This window comes from Burkholderia seminalis (genome assembly GCF_001718535.1).
Classification (GTDB): Bacteria; Pseudomonadota; Gammaproteobacteria; order Burkholderiales; family Burkholderiaceae; genus Burkholderia; species Burkholderia seminalis.
The window spans coordinates 337,492-357,312 of sequence record NZ_CP013400.1 but is presented as its reverse complement, the minus strand read 5'-3'; the positions used below and the strand labels follow the sequence as shown (position 1 = coordinate 357,312).

Here is a 19,821-nt window from a genome sequence, read left to right as displayed (position 1 = left end):
CATACGCACGGCCGCCGCATGCTGCTGCTCAACCGTCCGGCAATTCGCCGGTGTATGCGTAGGCGACGGTGCCCTTCGGATGCCGGAACCAGCCCGGATCGCGATAGTCGGTGCGGCCGAGCCCCTGCCGCACCTTGCAGACCGTGAACATGCCGCCCATCTCCAGCGGCCCGAACGGGCCCGTGCCCGTCATCATCGGCAGCGTGTTGTCGGGCAACGGCATTTCCATCCCGCCCATCGCGCCGCCCGTGCTGCCCATCGCCATGTAGTCGGGCACGAGCTTGCCGATACGCTGCGCGAGATCCTTCTGCGGCACGCCGATCAGGTTCGGCACCTGGTGGCCCATCGCATTCATCGTGTGGTGCGACTTGTGGCAGTGGAACGCCCAGTCGCCCGGACGATCGGCGGTGAACTCGATCGCGCGCATCTGCCCCACCGCGACATCGGCCGTCACTTCGGGCCAGCGCGCGGCCGGCGGAATCCAGCCGCCGTCGGTGCCGGCCACTTCGAAGCTGTAACCATGCAGGTGGATCGGATGGTTCGTCATCGTCAGGTTGCCGAAACGAATCCGCACGCGGTCGCCGGCGCGCACCGGCAACGGATCGATGCCCGGGAACACGCGGGAATTGAAAGTCCACATGTTGAAGTCGGTCATCTCGTTCACGCGCGGCGTGTAGCTGCCCGGGTCGATGTCGTACGCGGCGAGCAGGAACACGAAATCCCGATCGACCGGCATCGTGCCGCGATCCTTCGGGTGCACGATGAACATGCCCATCATCCCCATCGCCATCTGCACCATCTCGTCGGCGTGCGGGTGATACATGAAGGTGCCGTGCGCTTCGAGCTGGAACTCGTAGACGAAGGTCTTGCCGGGCGGGATGTGCGGCTGCGTGAGGCCGCCGACGCCGTCCATCCCGTTCGGCAGCCGTAGCCCGTGCCAGTGGATCGTCGTATGCTCGGGCAGCCGGTTGGTCACGAAGATGCGCACCTTGTCGCCTTCGACGGCCTCGATCGTCGGGCCCGGCGACTGGCCGTTGTAGCCCCACAGGTTCGCGTTCATGCCGGGCGCCATCTCGCGCACGACGGGCTCGGCCGTCAGGTGGAACTCCTTCCAGCCGTTCTTCATCCGCCACGGCAGCGACCAGCCGTTCAGCGTCGCGACGGGTGTGTACGGGCGGCCGTTCGGCGGCACGAGCGGCGGCTGCGTGCCGGTCTTCGCCATCGTGGGCGCTTCGGGCAGCGACGCGGCGCCGGCCTTGCTGACCATCGCCGCACCGAGCAGCGCGGCGCCCGAGCCGCTGAGAAATTGTCGACGGGACACCATGTCAATGACCTTCCGGATGCGTTTGCGTCGCGGGCGCCGGTGGCGCCGCGGGAGTGGAGACCGGCTGCGCGGCAGCGTCGGCCCTGGGCGTGGTTTCGGGTGCCGGTTCGGCGGCATTCGCCGCGCGCGGCGCAGCGCCTGATGACGGCAAGCGACCGCCGACGGCCATCTGCAGATCGGTTTCGGCGAGCCAGTAGTCCTTCAGCGCATCGATGTAGCCGTTGACCGCGCCGACCTGCTCGCGCGCGTCGGCCAGCAGCTCGAACACGCTCGCGAGCATCCCGTTGTAGCGCAGCAGCAGTTCGTCGGAGATCGTCTTGCGCAGCGGCACGACTTCGTCGCGATAGTGGGTCGCGACGTCGTAGCTCGTCACGTACGCCGCGTACGATTCGCGCACTTCGGAGCGCGCGTCGATCGCCGTTTTCGCGAGCCGGTTCGCCGACTGCATGTAGAGGGCCTCGGCGCGCGCGACCTTCGCGCCGCCCCAGTCGAACAGCGGAATCTCGACGCTGATCTCGTAGCCGTGCTCGTGGCCCTTGCCGGTTTCGTAGTTGTTCACGTAGCCGAGATCGACCGCGTTGACGAAGCGTGTCGCCTTGCTCAGGCCGAGCGACGACGCGACGCCCTGCGTCTGCAGCTTCGCGGCCTGGATGTCGAAGCGGTTGCTCATCGCGAAGCGTTCGAGATCGGGCAGGTTCGGGCGCGCTTTCGGCAGGTCGGGCAAGCGCTCGGGCAGCGCGTACCGCGTGCGCTCGCCCCACAGCCCCATCGCGCGCGTGAGCTTCTCGCGTGCGGCCAGCGCCTGCTGGCGCGCCTTCGCGTGCAGCGCGACCGCGTCCGCCTGGAACGCCTGTTCGCGCGCGTAATCGAGGCGGCTGAAGTTGCCGGCCTGCCGCATGCGTTGCGCGAGTTCGGCGGCCGCGCTCGCGGCGTCGCGCACCTGCTGCGCATAGTTCGCGGCCTGCCCGGCGGCGACGGCTTCCACGTAGGCGCGGCGCGCGTCGGCCGCCACCTTCAGCATCGCATCGGCCGTTTCGAGCCTGGTCTGCTCGAAGCGGCGGCGTTCGATGTTCGTCGCGAGCGGCATCGTCAGCAGTGCGAACACGTTCGCCGACAACGTGCGACCGAGCGTCAGTTCGCCGTCGCCGGCGCGCGTGCGGCTGAATGCGAAGCGCGGGTTCGGCAACCGGCCGGCCTGCACGAGGTCGGCCTCCGACAGTCCGAGTTCGGCGTACGACGCCTGCAGGCCGCGGTTGTTCAGCAGCGCGACCTGCACCGCATCGTCCATCGACAGCGGCCTGGCCAGCAGTTCCTGCGTCCGCCTGTCGACGGCCTCGCGGTCGGCATCGGTCCTGACGACCACCGCGTCTTTCCCGATGCGTTCCGATGCGGCGGACGACACGGCGTCGAAACCGCCATCCTTCGAAAACGTCGTACAGCCCGCAAGGAACGCCAGCGCGACCGCGGCCGCACCGATCCTCGGCGATATCGCCAGGTTCGTCATCGCGCGGCCCCTCCGTGCGTCGCATGCGCGCCGCCGTTGCGCGCCGCATTGCCGGGCTTCGCGGGCCGCTCCGTCACGTCCCGGTTCAGTTGTTTCCAGCCGGGGCCTTCGTCGTCGCGATACGGCCGGTAGCCGTCGAACGCGGACGTCACGGTGACGTCCGGCACCGACGCGGCGGCGTCCGCCGGATCGGGCAACGGGGTTTGCGCAGGCGCGAGCGACGGCATGAAGGCCGCCGCGCTCAACAGCGCCGCAGTGATCAGTCGCATGAAAATATCTCGTCGTGAGTCGTCCGGCGGACCGGGTGCGGCCGCCAGCGTGAATTGCAGGTCGTGGCCTGTCGGCCACGGGCGGGGACTAGACGGGTATCGCGCGAGGCGGCCGGTCGATGCCGCCGGTCAGGAACGACTCGCCGCCGGCCGATGGGGGAGGCGCGGCGATCGCGACGCCGACGCTCGTGACGGCGGGCACCGCCCCGGCACCCGACATGCCCGTGCCGAAGCAGCACGACACGCACGCGGAACACGACGACGCATGCCGCGCGTGACCGTCATGATCGTGATGGCCCTCCTGCGCGTGCGGGGCCGCCTCCGCCGGCATGACGGCAGCGCCCGCGCACTGCATCGACACAGCCGCGAACGACTGGATCGGCAGGCTCAGCGCCAGCAGCACGACGACGAGAAATTTGCGCCAATACGACATGGATGCGGAATCGGGCAGGCAACGACCGGTTGGGCCGGCGCGGCGCCGCGACGGCGCGCTCCGGGGACAAGACGGCTGCAGGTTATCGCCGCCGCGGTGACGACGACATGGCCGAAACATGACCGGATTTTCATGAAACGCGGGTGACGCGGCGCCTGGGCGATGCATGACAATCCCGTCATCCGGCGGTCATCGTTCGCGCACGCGCGGCCCCTTAAGCTCAGGCGTTACACTGACCGGCTGGAAATACGGACAGCCTGCCCCACCATGCGGATACTGATAGTCGAAGACGAACCCAAGATGGCGTCGTACCTCCGCAAGGGGCTGATGGAGGCGAGCTACACGGTCGACATCGCGGAAAACGGCCAGGACGGGCTGTTCCTCGCGCTGCACGAGGATTTCGACCTCGTCGTGCTCGACGTGATGCTGCCGGCGCTGGACGGCTTCGAGGTGCTCAGGCGGCTGCGTGCGCAGAAGCAGACGCCCGTGCTGCTGCTCACGGCCCGCGACGCGATCGAGGACAAGGTGGCCGGGCTCGAACTCGGCGCCGACGACTACCTGCTCAAGCCGTTCGCGTACGCCGAATTCCTCGCGCGCATCCGCTCGCTGCTGCGCCGCGCGCCGCGCAACGCGCGCGACATCCTGCTCGTTGCCGATCTCGAGGTCGACCTGCTCAAGCGCCGCGTGCGGCGCGCCGACACCCGCATCGACCTGACCGCGCAGGAATTCGCGCTGTTGCAGTTGCTCGCCGAACGCGAAGGCGAAGTGCTGACCCGTACGTTCATCACGTCGCAGATCTGGGACATGAATTTCGACAGCGACACGAACGTCGTCGATGCGGCAATCAAGCGGCTGCGCGCGAAGATCGACAACGCATATGAGAAGAAGCTGATCCACACGATCCGTGGCATGGGTTACGTGCTCGAGGATCGCTCGTGAGCGCGAGCCCGGCTTCGTATTCGCTGCTGCGGCGCCTGACGCTCGCGTTCGCCGTCGTCGCCGCGCTCGTATTCGCGCTGACCGGCGCATACCTGTACCGCTCGCTGTCCGCCGAGCTCACGCGGCGCGACGACATCGAGATCTCCGGCAAGCTCAACCAGTTCCTGCAGCTCGCGCACGCGAGCGGATCGACAGCCGCGCTGCGCGCCGATCCGGCCGTGTTTCATGAAGTGCTGCTGTCGCACCCGGGGGTCTATCTCGGCATCTACGATGCGCAGGACCGCCCGCTCGTCGAGCACTCCGACGCGGCCGGCAACACACTGGCGTCGGTAATCACGGCACCGCTTCCAGCCGGTGGCGCCGCCGGGCCGTTCTCCTGCTCGCCATCCGGCATCGGCACGTCCCGCTGCGTGTATGCGCGTGCATCGCTGCCGTCCGGCGAAGCGATCCAGGTCGCGCTCGCACGCACGGCGACCGATCGCCAGTCGCTGCTCGAAAGCTATCGCGTCGACATCTGGCTCGCGGCGGCCGTCGGCGCGCTGCTGGTCGGCGCACTCGGCTACGCGGTCGCATCGCGCGGCCTGCGCCCGGTCGAGAGCCTCGGCCGGCAGACGTCGCGCATCGAGGCGCACAACCTGAACGCGCGCCTCGACGCGCGCGGCGGCCCCGTCGAGCTGCGCGAACTCGCGACGTCGGTCAACCGGATGCTCGACCGCCTCGAACGCGCGTTCGTGCGGCTGTCGCAGTTCTCGTCCGATCTCGCGCACGACATGCGCACGCCGCTCGCGAACGTGATCAGCTCGTCGCAGGTCACGCTGTCGCGTGCCCGCACGACCGAGGAATACGAAACGCTGATCGATTCGAACATCGAGGAATGCGAGCGGCTGCAGCGGATGATCGAGAACATGCTGTTTCTCGCGCGCACCGACAATGCGCGTCAGCACCTGAAAACCGCCGAGCTGGACGCCGGCAGCGAGTTGCGCCGGCTCGCGTCGTATTTCCAGGCGCTGGCCGACGAAGCCGGCGTGCGCATCGACGTGCGCGGCGAAGCACCGGTCGTCGCGGACGCGACGCTGTTCCGGCGTGCGGTGAGCAACCTCGCATCGAATGCGCTCGAACACGCGCAAGTCGCGTCGGCGATCGAACTGGCCGTTTCGGTGCAAGGGAATGATGCGGTCGTCGAGGTCACGAATCGCGGCGCCGCGATTCCGCCCGAACAGGTCGAACGGATCTTCGAGCGCTTCTACCGCATCGATTCGTCGCGGCACGGCGCGGCGCGCAACGCGGGGCTCGGGCTCGCGATCGTGAAGTCGATCATGGAATTGCATCGCGGCAAGGTGGAGGTCGCGAGCCGCGACGGGCGCACGACGTTCGCGCTTTATTTTCCGCGCGGCACGGACGGGTGATCCGCCCGCCCGCTCACGCGTCCGTTCCGCGCCGCAGCTTCGCCTCGCGGCGCGACCGGTCATTCAGTATCTGGTGCCGGCGGTGATCGGTCATCTTCTTCCAGTCGCGTGCCTCGTCGCGCGTGCGCAGGCAGCCGGCACAAAAGCCCGTCCGGCCGTCGAACGCGCACAGGTCGATACACGGCGATTTCACGGCCATGATCAGGCCGCCTTCGCACGCGTCGTCACTTCGACGGTCACGTGGGACACGCCGTCGAAGCGCGCGACGAGCGCATGGTAGAAACGCGCATCGCGCGCGGTATCGCCGGTTTCGACCGACACGATCGCGCTCATGTGCCCCGGGCCCACGCGCCACACATGGAGATCGTTGACCTTGTCGCCAAGCGCCTCGATCGCGCGGCGGACGTTGTCCGTCAGCTTGCGATCGACGTTGACGTCGAGCAGGATGCCGCCCGTGTCGCGCATCAGCCCGTAGGCCCAGTTGGCGATCACCAGCGCGCCGACGATCCCCGCGAGCGGATCCATCCAGACCCAGCCGAACGCCCGCGCGAGCAGCAGGCCGACGATGGCCAGCACCGACACGGCCGCGTCGGCGATCACGTGAACGTAGGCGGACCGGATGTTGTGGTCGCGATGCGCCGCCGCGAGCGAGCCGTGGTCGTGATGCGCGTGATGCGCGTCGTCATGGTCGTGATCGTGGACATGCGCATGACCATGCCCGTGATGATGATCGCCGCTCAGCAGCCACACGCTGGCGAGATTCACCGCGAGCCCAAGCACCGCGATCGGAATCGCTTCGCCGAAATGGATGGGCACCGGAGACAGAAGGCGCGCGATCGCCTCGTAGCCGATCAGCAGCGCGATCATCGCGAGCACGATCGCGCTCGTGAACCCGGCCAGATCGCCGAGCTTGCCGGTGCCGAACACGAAGCGCGGATCGTCCGCATGCCTGCGTGCGTAGGTGTAGGCCAGCGCCGCGATCAGCATCGCGCCCGCATGCGTCGACATGTGCAGCCCGTCGGCGACCAGGGCCAGCGAGCCGAACAGCGTGCCGCCGACGATTTCGGCGATCATCATCGCCGTGCACAGGCCGATGACCATCCAGGTCTTCCGCTCGTTCCGCGCGTGCGCTGCGCCCAGAAACGCATGGCTGTGCCAGCCGTCGGCGGCACTCCCCTCGAGTTTGCTCATGTTCCGATCCGGTTACTTGAAATAACTGTGGACGACGTCGATGAGCTGCTCGGTCGCGCTGCCTTCATGCGCGTCCGGCGTGTCCGCGTCGACGAGATGCGACCGGATGTGGTCTTCCAGCACGACGGCCAGCAGGCCGTTCATCGCGCCGCGGCAGCTCGTGATCTGCTGCAGCACATCGTTGCAGCCTCGCTCGTCCTCGAGCGCGCGCTCGATCGCCTCGACCTGACCCTTGATACGGCGCACGCGGTTCAGCAGCTTCTGTTTGTCGCGAACGGTATGACTCATCGATGGCTCCTGTATAGGGTAGGGGAGTATATCTCCACGACGGTTTCCCCATAGGGTGGAGGGAGATATTTTTTCGAGATGAAGGCTTGTCGAAAGCAACCCGCTCGGCTAGACTGCCCTTCGTCTTTGGGGAGTAGCCTGCTTTCCGTCCCCCGGAAAGCGAACGCGTCAACACACTCGGCCTGCGGCCGTGGCGCGTTCGGCCTGATCGGCTTGGCGAGACCATGGGCGCGTCGCGTCGTTCCTGGTCGGACGGCGGCGGATGCGCCATGGTTCGTCAGCGTCCGACCACGGAGTCCCCATGTTCCTCCCCGCTCTCTCCCCATACGCCACCGTTGCCCGCGGAGGTGCCGCATGACGTTCATGTTCCTCGAACTGGCGTTCATGCTGATCGTCATCCTCGTCGCGGCCGAAGTCTTCACCAATGCGCTCGAACATCTCGGCGAACGCCTGAAGATTTCCGAAGGCGTGACCGGTTCGCTGTTCGCGGCCGTCGGCACGGCGCTGCCCGAAACGATGGTGCCGCTGCTCGCGCTGGCCGGCGGCACCGCGAACCAGGCCGTGAACGAGGAAATCGGCGTCGGCGCGATCCTCGGCGCGCCGCTGATGCTCGCGACGCTCACCACGTTCCTGATGACGCTCGCCGTGATCCGCTCGCGCGGGTTGCGCGGCACGATCGCGCCGGAACGCACGGGCTTCGTGCGCGACATGAACTACTTCCTCGCCGCGTTCTCGCTGGCGACCGCCGCGATGTTCGTCCCGCATCACAACTGGGCCGTGCGCGCGCTGCTCGCCGCGATGCTCGTCGGCCTCTACGTGATGTACGTCGTGGTGACGTTCCGCGCGTCGACCCGGCTCGTCGATGCCGGGCACGGCACCGAGGCGCCGCATGCGATGTTCCTGTCGCGCGCGGGCCTGCCGACCAACCTCGCGACGATCGCGCTGCAACTGCTGATCGGCGTCGCGCTGCTGGTCGGCGGGGCGAAGGGCTTCATTCACGGCGTGGAAGGCGTGTCGCATGCGCTCGGCATCTCGGCGCTGCTGCTGTCGCTGATCATCGTGCCGATCGCGACGGAGCTGCCGGAGAAGGTCAACAGCGTGCTGTGGATCCGCCGCAGGAAGGACACGCTCGCGTTCGGCAACATTACCGGCGCGATGGTGTTCCAGGGCACGCTGCTGCCGGCGATCGGCATCATGCTGACGCCGTGGGAGCCGCGCCCCGAAGTGCTGACCGGCGTGATCATCACGCTCGCGGCGGCCGCGTGGCTGCGCGTCAACGCGCGGACGCGCGGGCTCGCGATCTGGGCACTGCTCGCGAACGGCGCGGGGTATGCGGGGTATCTGGTCCTGACGCTGACGCGCTGAATGCGCCGATGCGTGGACCGGGCGCGCCGGCCGACGGACACGTCGGCGCGGCGCGCTTCACTGCGCAGATGCGGGCGACCGCCGCACCTGCCGACGACGGTCAGGAACCCTTGACGAGCTTGACGATCGTCAGCGTGCCGTCGACCTTCTCGATCCGCACCTTGACCTTGTCGCCCGCCTGCGCGTGCGCGAGCATCGCCGCATCCTTCGCCTTGAACGCCATCGTCATCGCCGGCATCCCGACGTTGTCGAGGGCGCCGTGCTTTAGCGTGATCTTGCCGCTCGCGGCATCGACCTTCTTCACCTCGGCGTCGGTCAGCGCGGCATGCGAATCGGCCGCGCCGTCCGGCGCCATCTTCATGCCGGACATGTCCATGCCCGACATCTCGCCGGCGGCAAACGCCGGCACGGCGGCAGCGCCGAGCGCGACAACGGCGGTTGCGGCGGCGATCAATTGATTCATCTTCATCGTGATTCTCCAGTTGGGATGGGTGGCACGTTCGTGCCGGAAGGAACTGCATCGGAATGCCGCGCCCGGCCCGCGCCGTACGCACGACGGCGCTGAAGCAGGAGCCACGCGGCGGGAATGACGAACATCGACAGCAGCGGCGCCGTGACCATGCCGCCGACCATCGGCGCGGCGATGCGCTGCATGACTTCGGAGCCGGCGCCATGGCCGACCATGATCGGCACGAGACCGGCGAGCACGACGGCGACCGTCATCGCCTTCGGCCGCACACGCAGCACCGCGCCCTCGCGGATCGCGTCGAGCAGCAGCGCATCGGTCAGCGGTTCGCCGCCGTCGAGCCGGCGCTGAAGCGCGCCTTTCAGGTACAGCAGCATCACGACGCCGAATTCGGCGGCCACGCCGGCCAGCGCGATGAAGCCCACCGACGTCGCGACCGACACCGCATGACCGAGCGCCCACACGAGCCAGAAGCCGCCGACCAGCGCGAACGGCACCGTCGACATCAGCAGCAGCGCATCGGCCACCGAGTCGAACGTGAGGAGCAGCAGCACGAAGATCACGACGAGCGTGACGGGCACCACGGTACGCAGCGTCGCCGCCGCGCGTTCGAGATACTCGAACTGGCCCGACCACGCGATCGAATAGCCGGGCGGCAACGCGACCTGTTGCGCGACGGCCTGCTGCATCGCGCGGACGGCCGTGCTCAGGTCGACGCCGCGCAGATCGACGTATACGTAGCCGGACAGCCGCGCGTTCTCGCTGCGGATCATCGGCGGCCCGTCGGCGATGCCGATGCGCGCGACATCGCCGAGGCGGATCTGCGCGCCGCGCGCGGTGACGACCGGCAGTTGCCGCAGGTTCTCGAGCGAATCGCGGATCTCGCGCGGATAGCGGAGGTTGATCGGGAAACGCTCCCGCCCCGCGACCACTTCGCCGACATCGTCGCCGCCGACCGCCGACGACACGACCGACTGGATGTCGGCCACCGACAATCCGTAGCGCGCGGCCGCGAGCCGGTCGATATCGACGTCGATGTAGCGGCCGCCGTTCAGCCGTTCCGCGAGCGCGGACGTCACGCCGGGCACGCGCTTCACGGCCGCCTCGACCTGCGTCGCGATCGCGTCGATGCCTGCCAGGTCCGGCCCGGAAATCTTCACACCGACCGGCGTCTTGATCCCGGTGGACAACATGTCGAGCCGGTTGCGGATCGGCGGCACCCACACGTTCGACAAGCCCGGCACCTTCACCGTCCGGTCGAGTTCGTCGACGAGTTTCTCCGGCGTCATGCCGGACCGCCATGTGCTGCGCGGCTTGAAGCGGATCGTCGTCTCGAACATCTCGAGCGGCGCGGGATCGGTGGCCGAATCGGCCCGGCCCGACTTGCCGAACACCGTGTCGACCTCGGGCACGGTCTTGATCAGCCGGTCGGTCTGCTGCAACAGTTCGCCCGCCTTGTCGGCCGAGATGCCCGGCAGTGCGGTCGGCATGTACAGCAGGTCGCCTTCGTCGAGCGGCGGCATGAATTCGCTGCCGAGCCGCGACAACGGCACGGCCGTCAGCACGAGCGCGACGACCGCGATACCGATCGCGAACCACGGGCGCCGCAGCGTCGCCTCGAGCAGCGGCCGGTACAGGCGGATCAGCACGCGGTTGATCGGGTTCGCGTGCTCGTGCGGAATGCGGCCGCGCACGAGATAGCCCATCAGCACGGGCACCAGCGTCACCGACAATCCGGCGGCCGCGGCGATCGTGTAGGTCTTCGTGAACGCCAGCGGCGCGAACAGCTTGCCCTCCTGCCCTTCCAGCGAAAACACTGGAACGAACGACAGCGTGATGATCAGCAGCGAGAAAAACAGCGCGGGCCCGACTTCCGCGGCCGACGCCGCGACCAGCTCCCAGCGGCGCGCGGCGGTCGGCGGCTCGCCCGGATGCGCGTGGTCGTACGCTTCCAGATGCTTGTGCGCGTTCTCGATCATCACGATCGCCGCGTCGATCATCGCGCCGATCGCGATCGCGATCCCGCCGAGCGACATCAGGTTCGCATTCACGCCCTGGTAACGCATCACGATGAACGCGGCCAGTACGCCGAGCGGCAGCGACAGGATCGCGACGAACGCGCTGCGCAGATGGAACAGGAACACCGCGCAGACGATCCCGACGATGACGAATTCCTCGATCAGCTTGTCCTTCAGGTTGCCGACCGCGCGCTCGATCAGTTGCGATCGGTCGTAGGTCGTGACGATGTCGACGCCGGGCGGCAGCGAACGCTTCAGGCCGGCGAGCTTCGCCTTCACCGCGTCGATCGTCGTCAGGGCGTTCTTGCCCGAGCGCATCACGACGACGCCGCCCGCCACCTCGCCCTGCCCGTTCAACTCGGCGATCCCGCGCCGCATCGCCGGGCCGACCTGGATGTGCGCGACGTCGCCGAGCAGCACCGGCGTGCCCGCGTCGTCGGTACGCAGCACGACGCGGCGGAAGTCGTCGAGCGTGCGCAGGTAGCCGGACGAACGCACCATGTACTCCGACTCGGCCAGCTCGACGACCGAGCCGCCGGATGCCTGGTTGGCCTTGCCGAGCGCATCCGCGACCGCCGCCTGCGTGATGCCGTAGGCACGCAACTTATCGGGATCGAGGACGACCTGGTACTGGCGCACCATGCCGCCGATGCTCGCGACTTCCGAGACGTCCGGCACGGCCTTCAGCTCGAACTTCAGGAACCAGTCGTTGAGCGCGCGCAGTTGCCCGAGATCGTGACGGCCGGTGCGATCGACGAGCGCGTACTCGTACACCCAGCCGACGCCGGTCGCATCCGGCCCGAGCGACACGGTCGCGCCGGCCGGCAGGCGGCTTTGCACCTGGCTCAGGTATTCGAGCACGCGCGAGCGCGCCCAGTACGGATCGGTGCGGTCGTCGAACAGCACGTAGACGAACGCATCGCCGAACGACGAGTACGCGCGCACGGTCGTCGCGCCCGGCACGCCGAGCAGCGTCGTCGTCAGCGGATAGGTGACCTGATCCTCGACGACCTGCGGCGCCTTGCCCGGATACGACGCCTTCACGATCACCTGCGTGTCCGACAGGTCGGGCAACGCATCGAGCGGCGTCTGCCGCAGCGAATGAACACCCCACGCGGCGATCAGCACGGTGGCCAGCAGCACCAGGAAGCGATTCCGGACGGACCAGAGAATGACGCGCGCGATCATCGTTCGCCTCCCTGCGGCTCGACCTTCGTTAGCCGGTAGCCGTCGTCGGTCTGCATGAACGCGAACCGTGCGGTCTGACCCGGCTTCACGTCGGGAAACGCCCGGGCCGACGGCTTGCCGAACGCCATCGTCATCGCGCCCCAGCCGAGCGCCGGCACCGGTTGATGCGAGAACGTGATGTCGTCGGCCGTCACCTTCTCGACCTTGCCGGTCGTTTCGTAGACCGGCGCGGTCGCCGCAGCGGACGATGCGGCCGTACCTGCCTCCGACGCGCGTTCGAGCCGCGGCAGCACGCTTTTCAGGCTGGCTTCCGAATCGATCAGGAACTGGCCCGACGCGACGACCGTGTCGCCTTCGTGCAACCCGTCGAGCACTTCCGTGTCGCCGCCGACGTCGTTGCCGGTCGTGACCGATACCGGCTGAAGGCGGCCGTCGCCGTTCTTCACGATGACGATCGTGCGCTTGCCGGTCGCGATCACGGCCTCGGACGGCACGAGCAGGCGCGACACCGTATCCTTCGCGGCTACGCGCACGCGCATCAGCATGCCGGGTGTGAGCTTCAGCGACGCGTTGTCGATCTCCACGCGCGCCTGCAGCGTACGGCTGCCCGTGCCGATGCCGGGCAGCACTTCGCGGATGCGGCCGCTGACGTGCCGCGCCGCATCGCCCGCGAACGTCGCGTCGACCGACATCCCCGGCTGCACGGTCAGCGCGAGCGCTTCCGGCACCTCGACGATCAGCCACAGCGTCGACAGCCCCGCGATCTTCGCGAGCGTCTGACCGGGTGCCACCATCGCGCCGTCACGCACGTTCAGCTCGCTCACGACACCCGTTTCCGGCGCCGTGAGCACGACATGCGTCTGCGCACGGCCGGTGCGCTCGAGGGCCGCGACCATCCCGTCCGGAATAGACAGCGCCCGCATGCGTGCGCGCGCCGCATCGAGCAGGCTGCCGTCCATCCCGCCGCGCTTCAGCGCGAGATATTCCTCCTGCGGCGCGAGCCAGTCGGGCACGAACAGCGATGCGACCGGCGCGCCCTTCTCGATGCGCTGCATCGGCGCACGCGCGTACAGGCGATCGATATAGCCGGTGACGCGCGACTGCACGACGTCCGCGCGCGATTCGTCGAACTGTGTCGTGCCCACCGCGTCGAAGCCGGCGGCCGTCTGCTGGCGCCGCACGGTCGCATACCGGATGCCGAGGTTCTGCTGCAGGCCCGGATCGATCCGGATGCCCGGTGCGGCGCCCTCTTCGTCCGCATAAACGGGCTGCAACTGCATGTCCATGAAAGGCGATTTGCCCGGTTTGTCGAAATGCTGGTTCGGCACCATCGGGTCGTGCCAGTACAGCACCTTGCGTGCCGCTTGCGGATCCTGCGTGCCGGACGGCGCGGCAGCGGCCGGGGCGGCCGTCGCCGCGCCGCCCGCCGCATGGCGAACGCCCGCGAAGTAGCCGGCGCCGCCGAGCGCCGCGCCGGCGAACGTCAGCACCACCGCGCGTGCGAGTGCTTGCTTGTTCATGGTGTTCTCCTTCACTGCGCGGCGGCCAGCGCCGACGGCACGACCTGATATTCGAGCTGCGCCCAGGTCCGCGACACGTCGCGCCTGAGATCGAGCACCTGCAACTGCGCATCGAGTTGCGCCCGCCGCGCGGCGAACGTATCGGCGAGCGCCCCCGTGCCGGCCCGGTACGCGGCCATCGCGAGCTGCACGCGCTGGTCGGCGGCGGGCAGCAGCGCGGCGCTCAGGTTCGCGATGCGTTCGCGGCCGCTCGCCAGCGCCTCGGATTGCGTACGGATATCGGCCTGCACCTGGCGCAGCGTGTCCTCGTACATCAGGCGCGCCCTCGTCTCGAGGGCGGCCTTCTCGGCGACGTCGCGGTTCTGGCGGTTCTTGCGATTGAGCGGCAGCGGGATCGAGACGCCGACGGACACCATGTTCGAATACGCGCCGCCGCGCTGCTGGTACGCGATCTCCCATGTCCAGTTCGGGCTGCGCTCGCTGTTCGCGACCGCCGTGTCGGCTTCGGCCACCGCGATGTCGTCGGCCGCGGCGACGAGCGCCGGCTGCGACAGGCGCAGTTCGTCCGGCGGCAGCGACGACACGAAGGATTCCGGTGCAGGCGGCGCCCCCGTCACGTCGGCCGCCGGAACGGCCGTCCAGCGGGCCAGCACGACAAGCGCGGTGCGGTATGCCTGCTGCGCCTTGAGCACCTGATCCTGCGTTTGCGCGAGCATCGCGCGCGCCTGCACGACATCGCCGGCACCCGCCTTCGCGCCGCGATACGACGCCTGCGTGGCGTCGAGTTCGTGATTCATGTGGCCGAGCAGCGCCTGCTGAAGCGCGAGCGCCTGCTTCGCGTAGACGGCGTCGAGCCAAGCCGTCGCGGTCTGCTGGCGCACGATGGCGAGCTGCGCGAGATAGCCCGCGCGCTCACGGCCGACCTGCTCGTTGGCAAGTGCCGTGCGCAGCCGCCGCTTGTCGCCGGACACCCACTCCTGCTCGATGCCGATGCGGCGCATCGTCATGAAGTCCTGGCCGACGGTGAAGCGCTGACCGCCATTGACTGGCAGGTTGTCGATACCGGCCTTGAGCATCGGGTCGGGCAACTGGCCGGCCTTGACGGCCGCTTCGGAACGCGCGAGCACGGAAGCCTGCGCGGCCTGCATCGAAGCGGAATGATCGGTCGCGGATTGCAGCGCGGCGTCCAGCGTGACAGGCGACTGCTGCGCATGAACGGCGCCCGCCGCCAGCAGCGCGACCCACAGTACGGGCGCGCGCCGACACGCACGCCGCGTACGCGGCGTGCTGAAATCGAATGACATGGTGTAACCCCAGGTCGGAACCCAAAAGGATTCCACGTCCTGCGCACAGGACGAACCTCACCGCGTGCGCGGTGAACCGGTCAGATCGGGATCAGTTGATGCGCGGCGGGCGCCACAACCCGTTCGGGTCGCGGGCCGGGACGGACTGCGTGTAATGGAAGACGATCGTGCTCGCGAATGCGGCGGGACGGCTGACGTCGACGCGAGCGACCGGGTGATAGAGGCTGCCGAACTGGCATTCGGCCGTCACCTTGCAGGCCGCGCCCTTGGCTTTGGCCTTCGCGTGATCGGCGGATGACGGCTGCATCGAATCGCAGCCGCTCATGCCGGCGGACATCGCCAGGTTCATGCCGGTATCCGGATCCGTCGACATCGTGTGCTGCATCGGACATTCACCGGTCAGGCCGCTGGCTGCCAGCCCAGTGAGGGGCAGCACCGCGCACAGCAGCAGCAGGATGAAGGTCCGAAGCAGTTTCATGGCCGCGATTATATCCCGGCCGGTCGCTGCGTGGCGGCGCATCGCTACGGCAGAATGACGCGCCGCCACGCCTCACTTCAGCAGGCCGTCCGCCGCCAGCGCGGCCTGCACGGCCGGCCGCGCGCGCACGCGCTCGTACCACGCGCGCAGATGCGCATGGCGGCTCAGGTCGATATCCGCGTTGTACACCGAGCGCATCCAGTCGGCCTTGCCCCAGCCGGTCAGCGCGAACAGGTACGCATCGGCGACCGTGAACGTGTCGCCGGTCACGAACGTCCGGCCGTCGAGCTGGCGGTCGATCCATGCGAAGCGGCCGTCGAGTTTCTGCCGGACGGGCTCGACGTACTTCCCCGCCTGCACCGCATACAGCAACGGGATGAAGCCCTTGTGGATCTCGGTGCCGAGGAAGTTGAGCCATTCCATCAGCCGGTAACGCGCGAGCGTCCCATGGGCCGGCGCGAGCGCGGCTTCCGGGCGCTGGTCCGCGAGATACTGCGCGATCACCGGCCCTTCGCGCAGCATCGTGCCGTCGTCGAGTTCGAGCAGCGGCACGTAGCCGAGTTCGTTCACGTCGTAGTAGTTGCGGCCGTCTTCGACGACGTGCTTGCGCGCGTCGACCTTGACGATCTCCGCGTCGATGCCGCCTTCGCGCAGCACGATGCAGATCGCCTGCGAACAGCTGCCGGGAGCGTGATAGAGCTTCATGCGTATCCTTCGTGGGTAGTCCAGGTATCGATTCGCCGCGACGCGGGCGCTAATATCTCGCATCGGCGCACGGCTGGGAAGACGGCAGTCGTTTGTGCCGTAGTCACAAAAAATTTACCGACCAGGGTTCAGCACGATGAAAACGAGTGCGACAGGATGTTCCGTTGAAGAAGCGATGCGCCTGCTCGGCGGCCGCTGGCGGCTGCTGCTGGTGTCGTATCTGCTCGACGGGCCGCGGCGCTTCAGCGACCTGCGCCGCGACATGCCGGGCATCTCGCAGCGCATGCTGACGCTCGACCTGCGCGCGCTGGAGGATGCGGGACTCGTGAAGCGGACCGTCTATCCGGAAGTGCCGGTGCGCGTCGAGTACGATCTCACCGCGGACGGCGACCGGCTGCGGCCGGTCGTCGAAGTCATGCGCGAGTTCGGGCTGTGGCTGAAGGCGCGCGACGAGCAGGCGGATCCGACGCCCGACACCGCGGCCACGATCGAAACACGCATGCATTCCCTCCGATAATCTTCATGCAGGAACCGACGTTCATGGAACTTCACGCTACCGTCGGCGCGGCGACGTCCGACCTCGACGACGACGAAAGCTTCGCCAACCTCTACTGTCACGATGCGGAGCAGGACTACTGCTTCGCGCTGTCGCGCTTTCCGGACGACGCGCTGATCGAAGTGATGGTGCGCGACCAGGTCAACCTGCGCGTCAAGGATCTGTCGGTGCGCCTGACCGACGATGCGATCGACGTCGAGATCGAACCGGGCATCGCCGCGCGGCTCGACGGCCACACGCGCTACGTGATCCATCTCGCGCCCGGCCAGTACGATCCGGTCACGCTGCGCGCCGCGCTGAAGGAGATCTTCGTCGGCAAGAGCGGCTATCGCGACGACAGCACGCAACGCTGACCGGCTGCCCGCATGCGCCCCTTCGCTTCGCTCCGGCACCCGCTCGTGACGCACTCGCCGCGGCTCCGCCCGCTTCCCCGCGTCGCCGCGCTGCTGCTCGCCGCGTGCGCATCGATCGCCCCCGCCGCGCATGCGGCCAAGCCGCTGCTCACGTTCAAGGTCGACGACACCGTCACGGCCCGCGTCGAACGCGCCGACAGCGCGCGCATCACGGTCCGCTTCCTGCCGAGCGGGAAAACGCAAACGCTCGACGTCACGGCCACCGACGAGGAGGGCCACTATCACCTCGCAACCGACGACTACAACTTCGACGGCCACCGCGATCTCGCGGTGCATGCGCTGCTCGGCATGGTCAACGAAAGCTACGGCATCTACCTGTACGATGCCGCGCGCCAGCAGTTCGCGCCGCTTTCGATGCCGGCGGGCAACCTGCCGCACGGCAGTTGCGACGAGCTGATCAATGTCGATGCAAAACCGAAGGAGCGCACGCTGTACAGTTCGTGCCGTGGCGGGCCGATCTGGTACACCGATGCGTACCGTTTCGACACCGCCGGCAAGATGTATCTGTACCAGTCCAGCGAAGCGGTACCCGACGACCTGCGCACGTTCCTCGACGACGACAACGGCCCGGCGTCGATGCTGCTGACCTACGACGAGCACGGCAAGCGTGTGTCGCGCCGACCGCAGGCGTATGGCGGCGGCAACGTGACGTTCAAGGTGCGTCCGGCGCGCCTGCCACTGCACGACGCAATGATCGATGCGCCCACGCGCCGTTATGTCGTCGCGGGCGACACGGTGGAGGTGATCGATGCGAGCGATGATTTTCAGTGGCTGAAGGTGCGGTATCGCAATCCGCACGCGGGTGTGGTGCAGGGCTGGGTCAGGGCGAAGGAAGCGATGGCCGACTGACGCACGACGCGACACGCACCGCCCTTTCCCACATACTGAACGCCAAACATCCCATTAATAGGGATACCTGTCCAAATGTTGACGCGCATCGCGCCACGGTTCTAACGTTCGCCCCAACGCCATCCGATTCGGCCGCCCCGCTCGCGGGCGCCGGCCGGGCAGAGAACACAGGAGACGACCGTGGCCCAATCCGCGTCACGCACCCATGCAACCCCGCCTGAGCGCTCGACCGCGCATGGCGGTACCACCCCCGAATCCACGCCCCGCTCAACCGCAACCACCCAGCCGAGCCGCAAGCGCCTGCTGATCCTCGCGCTGCTGTTCGTCACGGTCGTGATCAACTATCTCGACCGCAGCAACCTGTCGATCGCCGCACCCGCGCTGTTCAAGGAACTGAACATCGATCCGGTCCGCGCGGGCCTGGTGTTCTCCGCATTCGGCTGGACCTACGCGCTGATGCAGATTCCGGGCGGCTGGCTCGTCGACAAGGTATCGCCGCGCGTCCTGTATGCGGGCGCGCTTGCGCTGTGGTCGGCCGCCACGCTGCTGCTCGGCTTCGCGGGTTCGTTCGTCGGGCTGATCGTGCTGCGTCTCGCGGTCGGCGCGCTGGAAGCGCCAGCCTACCCGATCAACAACCGTGTGGTCACGACGTGGTTCCCGACCCGCGAACGCGCAAGTGCGATCGGCGGCTACACGTCGGGGCAATTCGTCGGCCTCGCGTTCCTCACGCCGGTGCTCGCATGGCTGCAGGTGCACCTCGGCTGGCACATGGTGTTCGTCGCGACGGGCCTCGCCGGCATCGCATGGGCCGCGATCTGGTATGCGGTATATCGCGAGCCGCGCGCGTTTCGCGGCGTCAACGCGGCCGAGATCGCGCTGATCCGCGACGGCGGCGGGCTCGTCGATCTGGAGGACCGTGTCGCGGCACGCAGCGAACGCGCGCCGTCGACGTGGCGCGACCTCGGCGTCGTGCTCGGCCGACGCAAGCTGTGGGGCATCTACCTCGGCCAGTTCGCGCTGAACTCGACGCTGTGGTTCTTCCTCACGTGGTTCCCGACCTACCTCGTCAAATACCGCGGGATGGATTTCATCAAGTCGGGCTTCCTCGCATCGCTGCCGTTCCTCGCCGCGTTCGTCGGCGTGCTGTGCTCGGGCGTGCTGTCGGACTGGCTGACGCGCCGCGGTGCGTCGCAGGGCTTCGCGCGCAAGCTGCCGATCATCTCGGGGCTGCTGGTCTCGACCTGCATCATCGGCGCGAACTACGTGTCGTCGACGGGCTGGGTCATCGCGTTCATGACGATCGCGTTCTTCGGCAACGGCTTCGCATCGATCACGTGGTCGCTCGTATCGGGGCTCGCGCCCGCGCGGCTCCTCGGTCTCACGGGCGGCGTCTTCAACCTGATCGGCAACCTGTCCGCGATCGCGACGCCGATCGTGATCGGGTTGCTGGTCGACGGCGCCGACTTCTCGCGCGCGATCACCTACATCGCCGCGATGGCGCTCGCCGGCAGCCTGTCGTACGGGCTGCTCGTCGGCAAGGTCGAGCGCATCGACGCATGAGCGTCACGAGGGCGGCCCATACGAGCCGTCCCGGCCTTGCCGCTG

Annotated in this window: 20 protein-coding genes and 1 riboswitch; of the genes, 7 read left to right on the top strand and 13 right to left on the bottom strand. The window is 68.1% G+C overall.

The features are described from left to right. Positions 1-28: 28 nt before the first annotated feature. The 4 genes from WJ12_RS22285 to WJ12_RS22270 form a co-directional block, all read right to left on the bottom strand. Positions 29-1,324, bottom strand: a complete 1,296-nt coding sequence (locus tag WJ12_RS22285; RefSeq protein WP_059559871.1) for a multicopper oxidase family protein — start codon at positions 1,322-1,324, stop codon at positions 29-31. Between the two features lies 1 nt (position 1,325). Further along, complete coding sequence (locus tag WJ12_RS22280) at positions 1,326-2,828, bottom strand: TolC family protein (protein WP_059559874.1); 1,503 nt, start codon at positions 2,826-2,828, stop codon at positions 1,326-1,328. Next, positions 2,825-3,097 (bottom strand): hypothetical protein, encoded by a 273-nt coding sequence (locus WJ12_RS22275; RefSeq protein WP_059559876.1) that lies wholly within the window; start codon positions 3,095-3,097, stop codon positions 2,825-2,827. The genes WJ12_RS22280 and WJ12_RS22275 overlap by 4 nt, the downstream gene beginning before the upstream one ends. An 88-nt stretch (positions 3,098-3,185) precedes the next feature. Next, positions 3,186-3,530 carry a hypothetical protein gene (locus WJ12_RS22270; protein ID WP_059559879.1) on the bottom strand — a complete coding sequence of 115 codons (345 nt, stop codon included), beginning with the start codon at positions 3,528-3,530 and terminating at the stop codon, positions 3,186-3,188. A 267-nt stretch (positions 3,531-3,797) separates the two neighbouring features. On the opposite strand from WJ12_RS22270, the gene WJ12_RS22265 reads away from it, so the two are divergent. Together WJ12_RS22265 and WJ12_RS22260 are read left to right on the top strand one after the other, a co-directional pair. Beyond that, positions 3,798-4,469, top strand: coding sequence for a heavy metal response regulator transcription factor (locus WJ12_RS22265; RefSeq protein ID WP_049035872.1), 672 nt, complete (start codon positions 3,798-3,800; stop codon positions 4,467-4,469). Further along, positions 4,466-5,875, top strand: coding sequence for a heavy metal sensor histidine kinase (locus WJ12_RS22260; RefSeq protein WP_059559882.1), 1,410 nt, complete (start codon positions 4,466-4,468; stop codon positions 5,873-5,875). The genes WJ12_RS22265 and WJ12_RS22260 overlap by 4 nt, the downstream gene beginning before the upstream one ends. 13 nt (positions 5,876-5,888) lie before the next feature. On the opposite strand, the gene WJ12_RS22255 is transcribed toward WJ12_RS22260, so the two are convergent. From WJ12_RS22255 to WJ12_RS22245, 3 genes are read right to left on the bottom strand one after another with little or no spacing between them, the layout of a single operon-like run. Then, on the bottom strand, positions 5,889-6,074 hold the full coding sequence (locus WJ12_RS22255; protein ID WP_034188486.1) for a DUF1289 domain-containing protein: 186 nt from the start codon (positions 6,072-6,074) through the stop codon (positions 5,889-5,891). Between the two features lie 2 nt (positions 6,075-6,076). After that, the gene (dmeF, locus tag WJ12_RS22250; RefSeq protein ID WP_049035874.1) at positions 6,077-7,066 is read right to left on the bottom strand and encodes a CDF family Co(II)/Ni(II) efflux transporter DmeF; all 990 of its coding nucleotides are present in this window, start codon (positions 7,064-7,066) and stop codon (positions 6,077-6,079) included. Positions 7,067-7,078: 12 nt separating this feature from the next. Continuing rightward, positions 7,079-7,354: a metal/formaldehyde-sensitive transcriptional repressor gene (locus tag WJ12_RS22245; RefSeq protein WP_034188488.1), complete on the bottom strand. Its 276-nt coding sequence runs from the start codon at positions 7,352-7,354 to the stop codon at positions 7,079-7,081. A gap of 116 nt (positions 7,355-7,470) precedes the next feature. Next, a riboswitch (yybP-ykoY riboswitch) is annotated at positions 7,471-7,606 on the top strand. Positions 7,607-7,708: 102 nt separating this feature from the next. Between WJ12_RS22245 and WJ12_RS22240 the strand changes: the two genes are divergently transcribed. Continuing rightward, entirely contained in the window at positions 7,709-8,719 is a 1,011-nt protein-coding gene (locus WJ12_RS22240) for a sodium:calcium antiporter (protein ID WP_059559884.1), read from the top strand. A 100-nt stretch (positions 8,720-8,819) separates the two neighbouring features. Here the strand turns inward: WJ12_RS22240 and WJ12_RS22235 are convergent, their stop codons facing one another. The 6 genes from WJ12_RS22235 to gstA all read right to left on the bottom strand — a co-directional run bounded on the left by WJ12_RS22235 (position 8,820) and on the right by gstA (position 16,398). Continuing rightward, entirely contained in the window at positions 8,820-9,188 is a 369-nt protein-coding gene (locus tag WJ12_RS22235) for a copper-binding protein (protein WP_059559887.1), read from the bottom strand. Further along, positions 9,185-12,391 (bottom strand): efflux RND transporter permease subunit, encoded by a 3,207-nt coding sequence (locus WJ12_RS22230; protein WP_059559889.1) that lies wholly within the window; start codon positions 12,389-12,391, stop codon positions 9,185-9,187. The genes WJ12_RS22235 and WJ12_RS22230 overlap by 4 nt, the downstream gene beginning before the upstream one ends. After that, positions 12,388-13,911 (bottom strand): efflux RND transporter periplasmic adaptor subunit, encoded by a 1,524-nt coding sequence (locus tag WJ12_RS22225; RefSeq protein WP_059560096.1) that lies wholly within the window; start codon positions 13,909-13,911, stop codon positions 12,388-12,390. Before WJ12_RS22225 ends, WJ12_RS22230 begins: the two co-directional genes overlap by 4 nt. 11 nt (positions 13,912-13,922) lie before the next feature. Continuing rightward, positions 13,923-15,215: a TolC family protein gene (locus tag WJ12_RS22220; RefSeq protein ID WP_059559891.1), complete on the bottom strand. Its 1,293-nt coding sequence runs from the start codon at positions 15,213-15,215 to the stop codon at positions 13,923-13,925. Between the two features lie 91 nt (positions 15,216-15,306). Then, positions 15,307-15,693: a hypothetical protein gene (locus WJ12_RS22215; protein WP_034188493.1), complete on the bottom strand. Its 387-nt coding sequence runs from the start codon at positions 15,691-15,693 to the stop codon at positions 15,307-15,309. A 72-nt stretch (positions 15,694-15,765) separates the two neighbouring features. Further along, positions 15,766-16,398: a glutathione transferase GstA gene (gene gstA / locus WJ12_RS22210; protein WP_049035471.1), complete on the bottom strand. Its 633-nt coding sequence runs from the start codon at positions 16,396-16,398 to the stop codon at positions 15,766-15,768. A 136-nt stretch (positions 16,399-16,534) separates the two neighbouring features. Here gstA and WJ12_RS22205 point away from each other — a divergent pair, with 136 nt between their 5' ends. From WJ12_RS22205 to WJ12_RS22190, 4 genes are all read left to right on the top strand, one after another. Next, complete coding sequence (locus tag WJ12_RS22205) at positions 16,535-16,915, top strand: winged helix-turn-helix transcriptional regulator (protein WP_034188495.1); 381 nt, start codon at positions 16,535-16,537, stop codon at positions 16,913-16,915. Between the two features lie 23 nt (positions 16,916-16,938). Beyond that, complete coding sequence (locus WJ12_RS22200) at positions 16,939-17,307, top strand: hypothetical protein (RefSeq protein ID WP_034188610.1); 369 nt, start codon at positions 16,939-16,941, stop codon at positions 17,305-17,307. 45 nt (positions 17,308-17,352) lie between these two features. Continuing rightward, complete coding sequence (locus tag WJ12_RS22195; protein WP_059560100.1) at positions 17,353-18,216, top strand: XAC2610-related protein; 864 nt, start codon at positions 17,353-17,355, stop codon at positions 18,214-18,216. Positions 18,217-18,396: 180 nt separating this feature from the next. Beyond that, on the top strand, positions 18,397-19,776 hold the full coding sequence (locus WJ12_RS22190) for an MFS transporter (protein WP_059559893.1): 1,380 nt from the start codon (positions 18,397-18,399) through the stop codon (positions 19,774-19,776). Positions 19,777-19,821 lie beyond the last annotated feature (45 nt).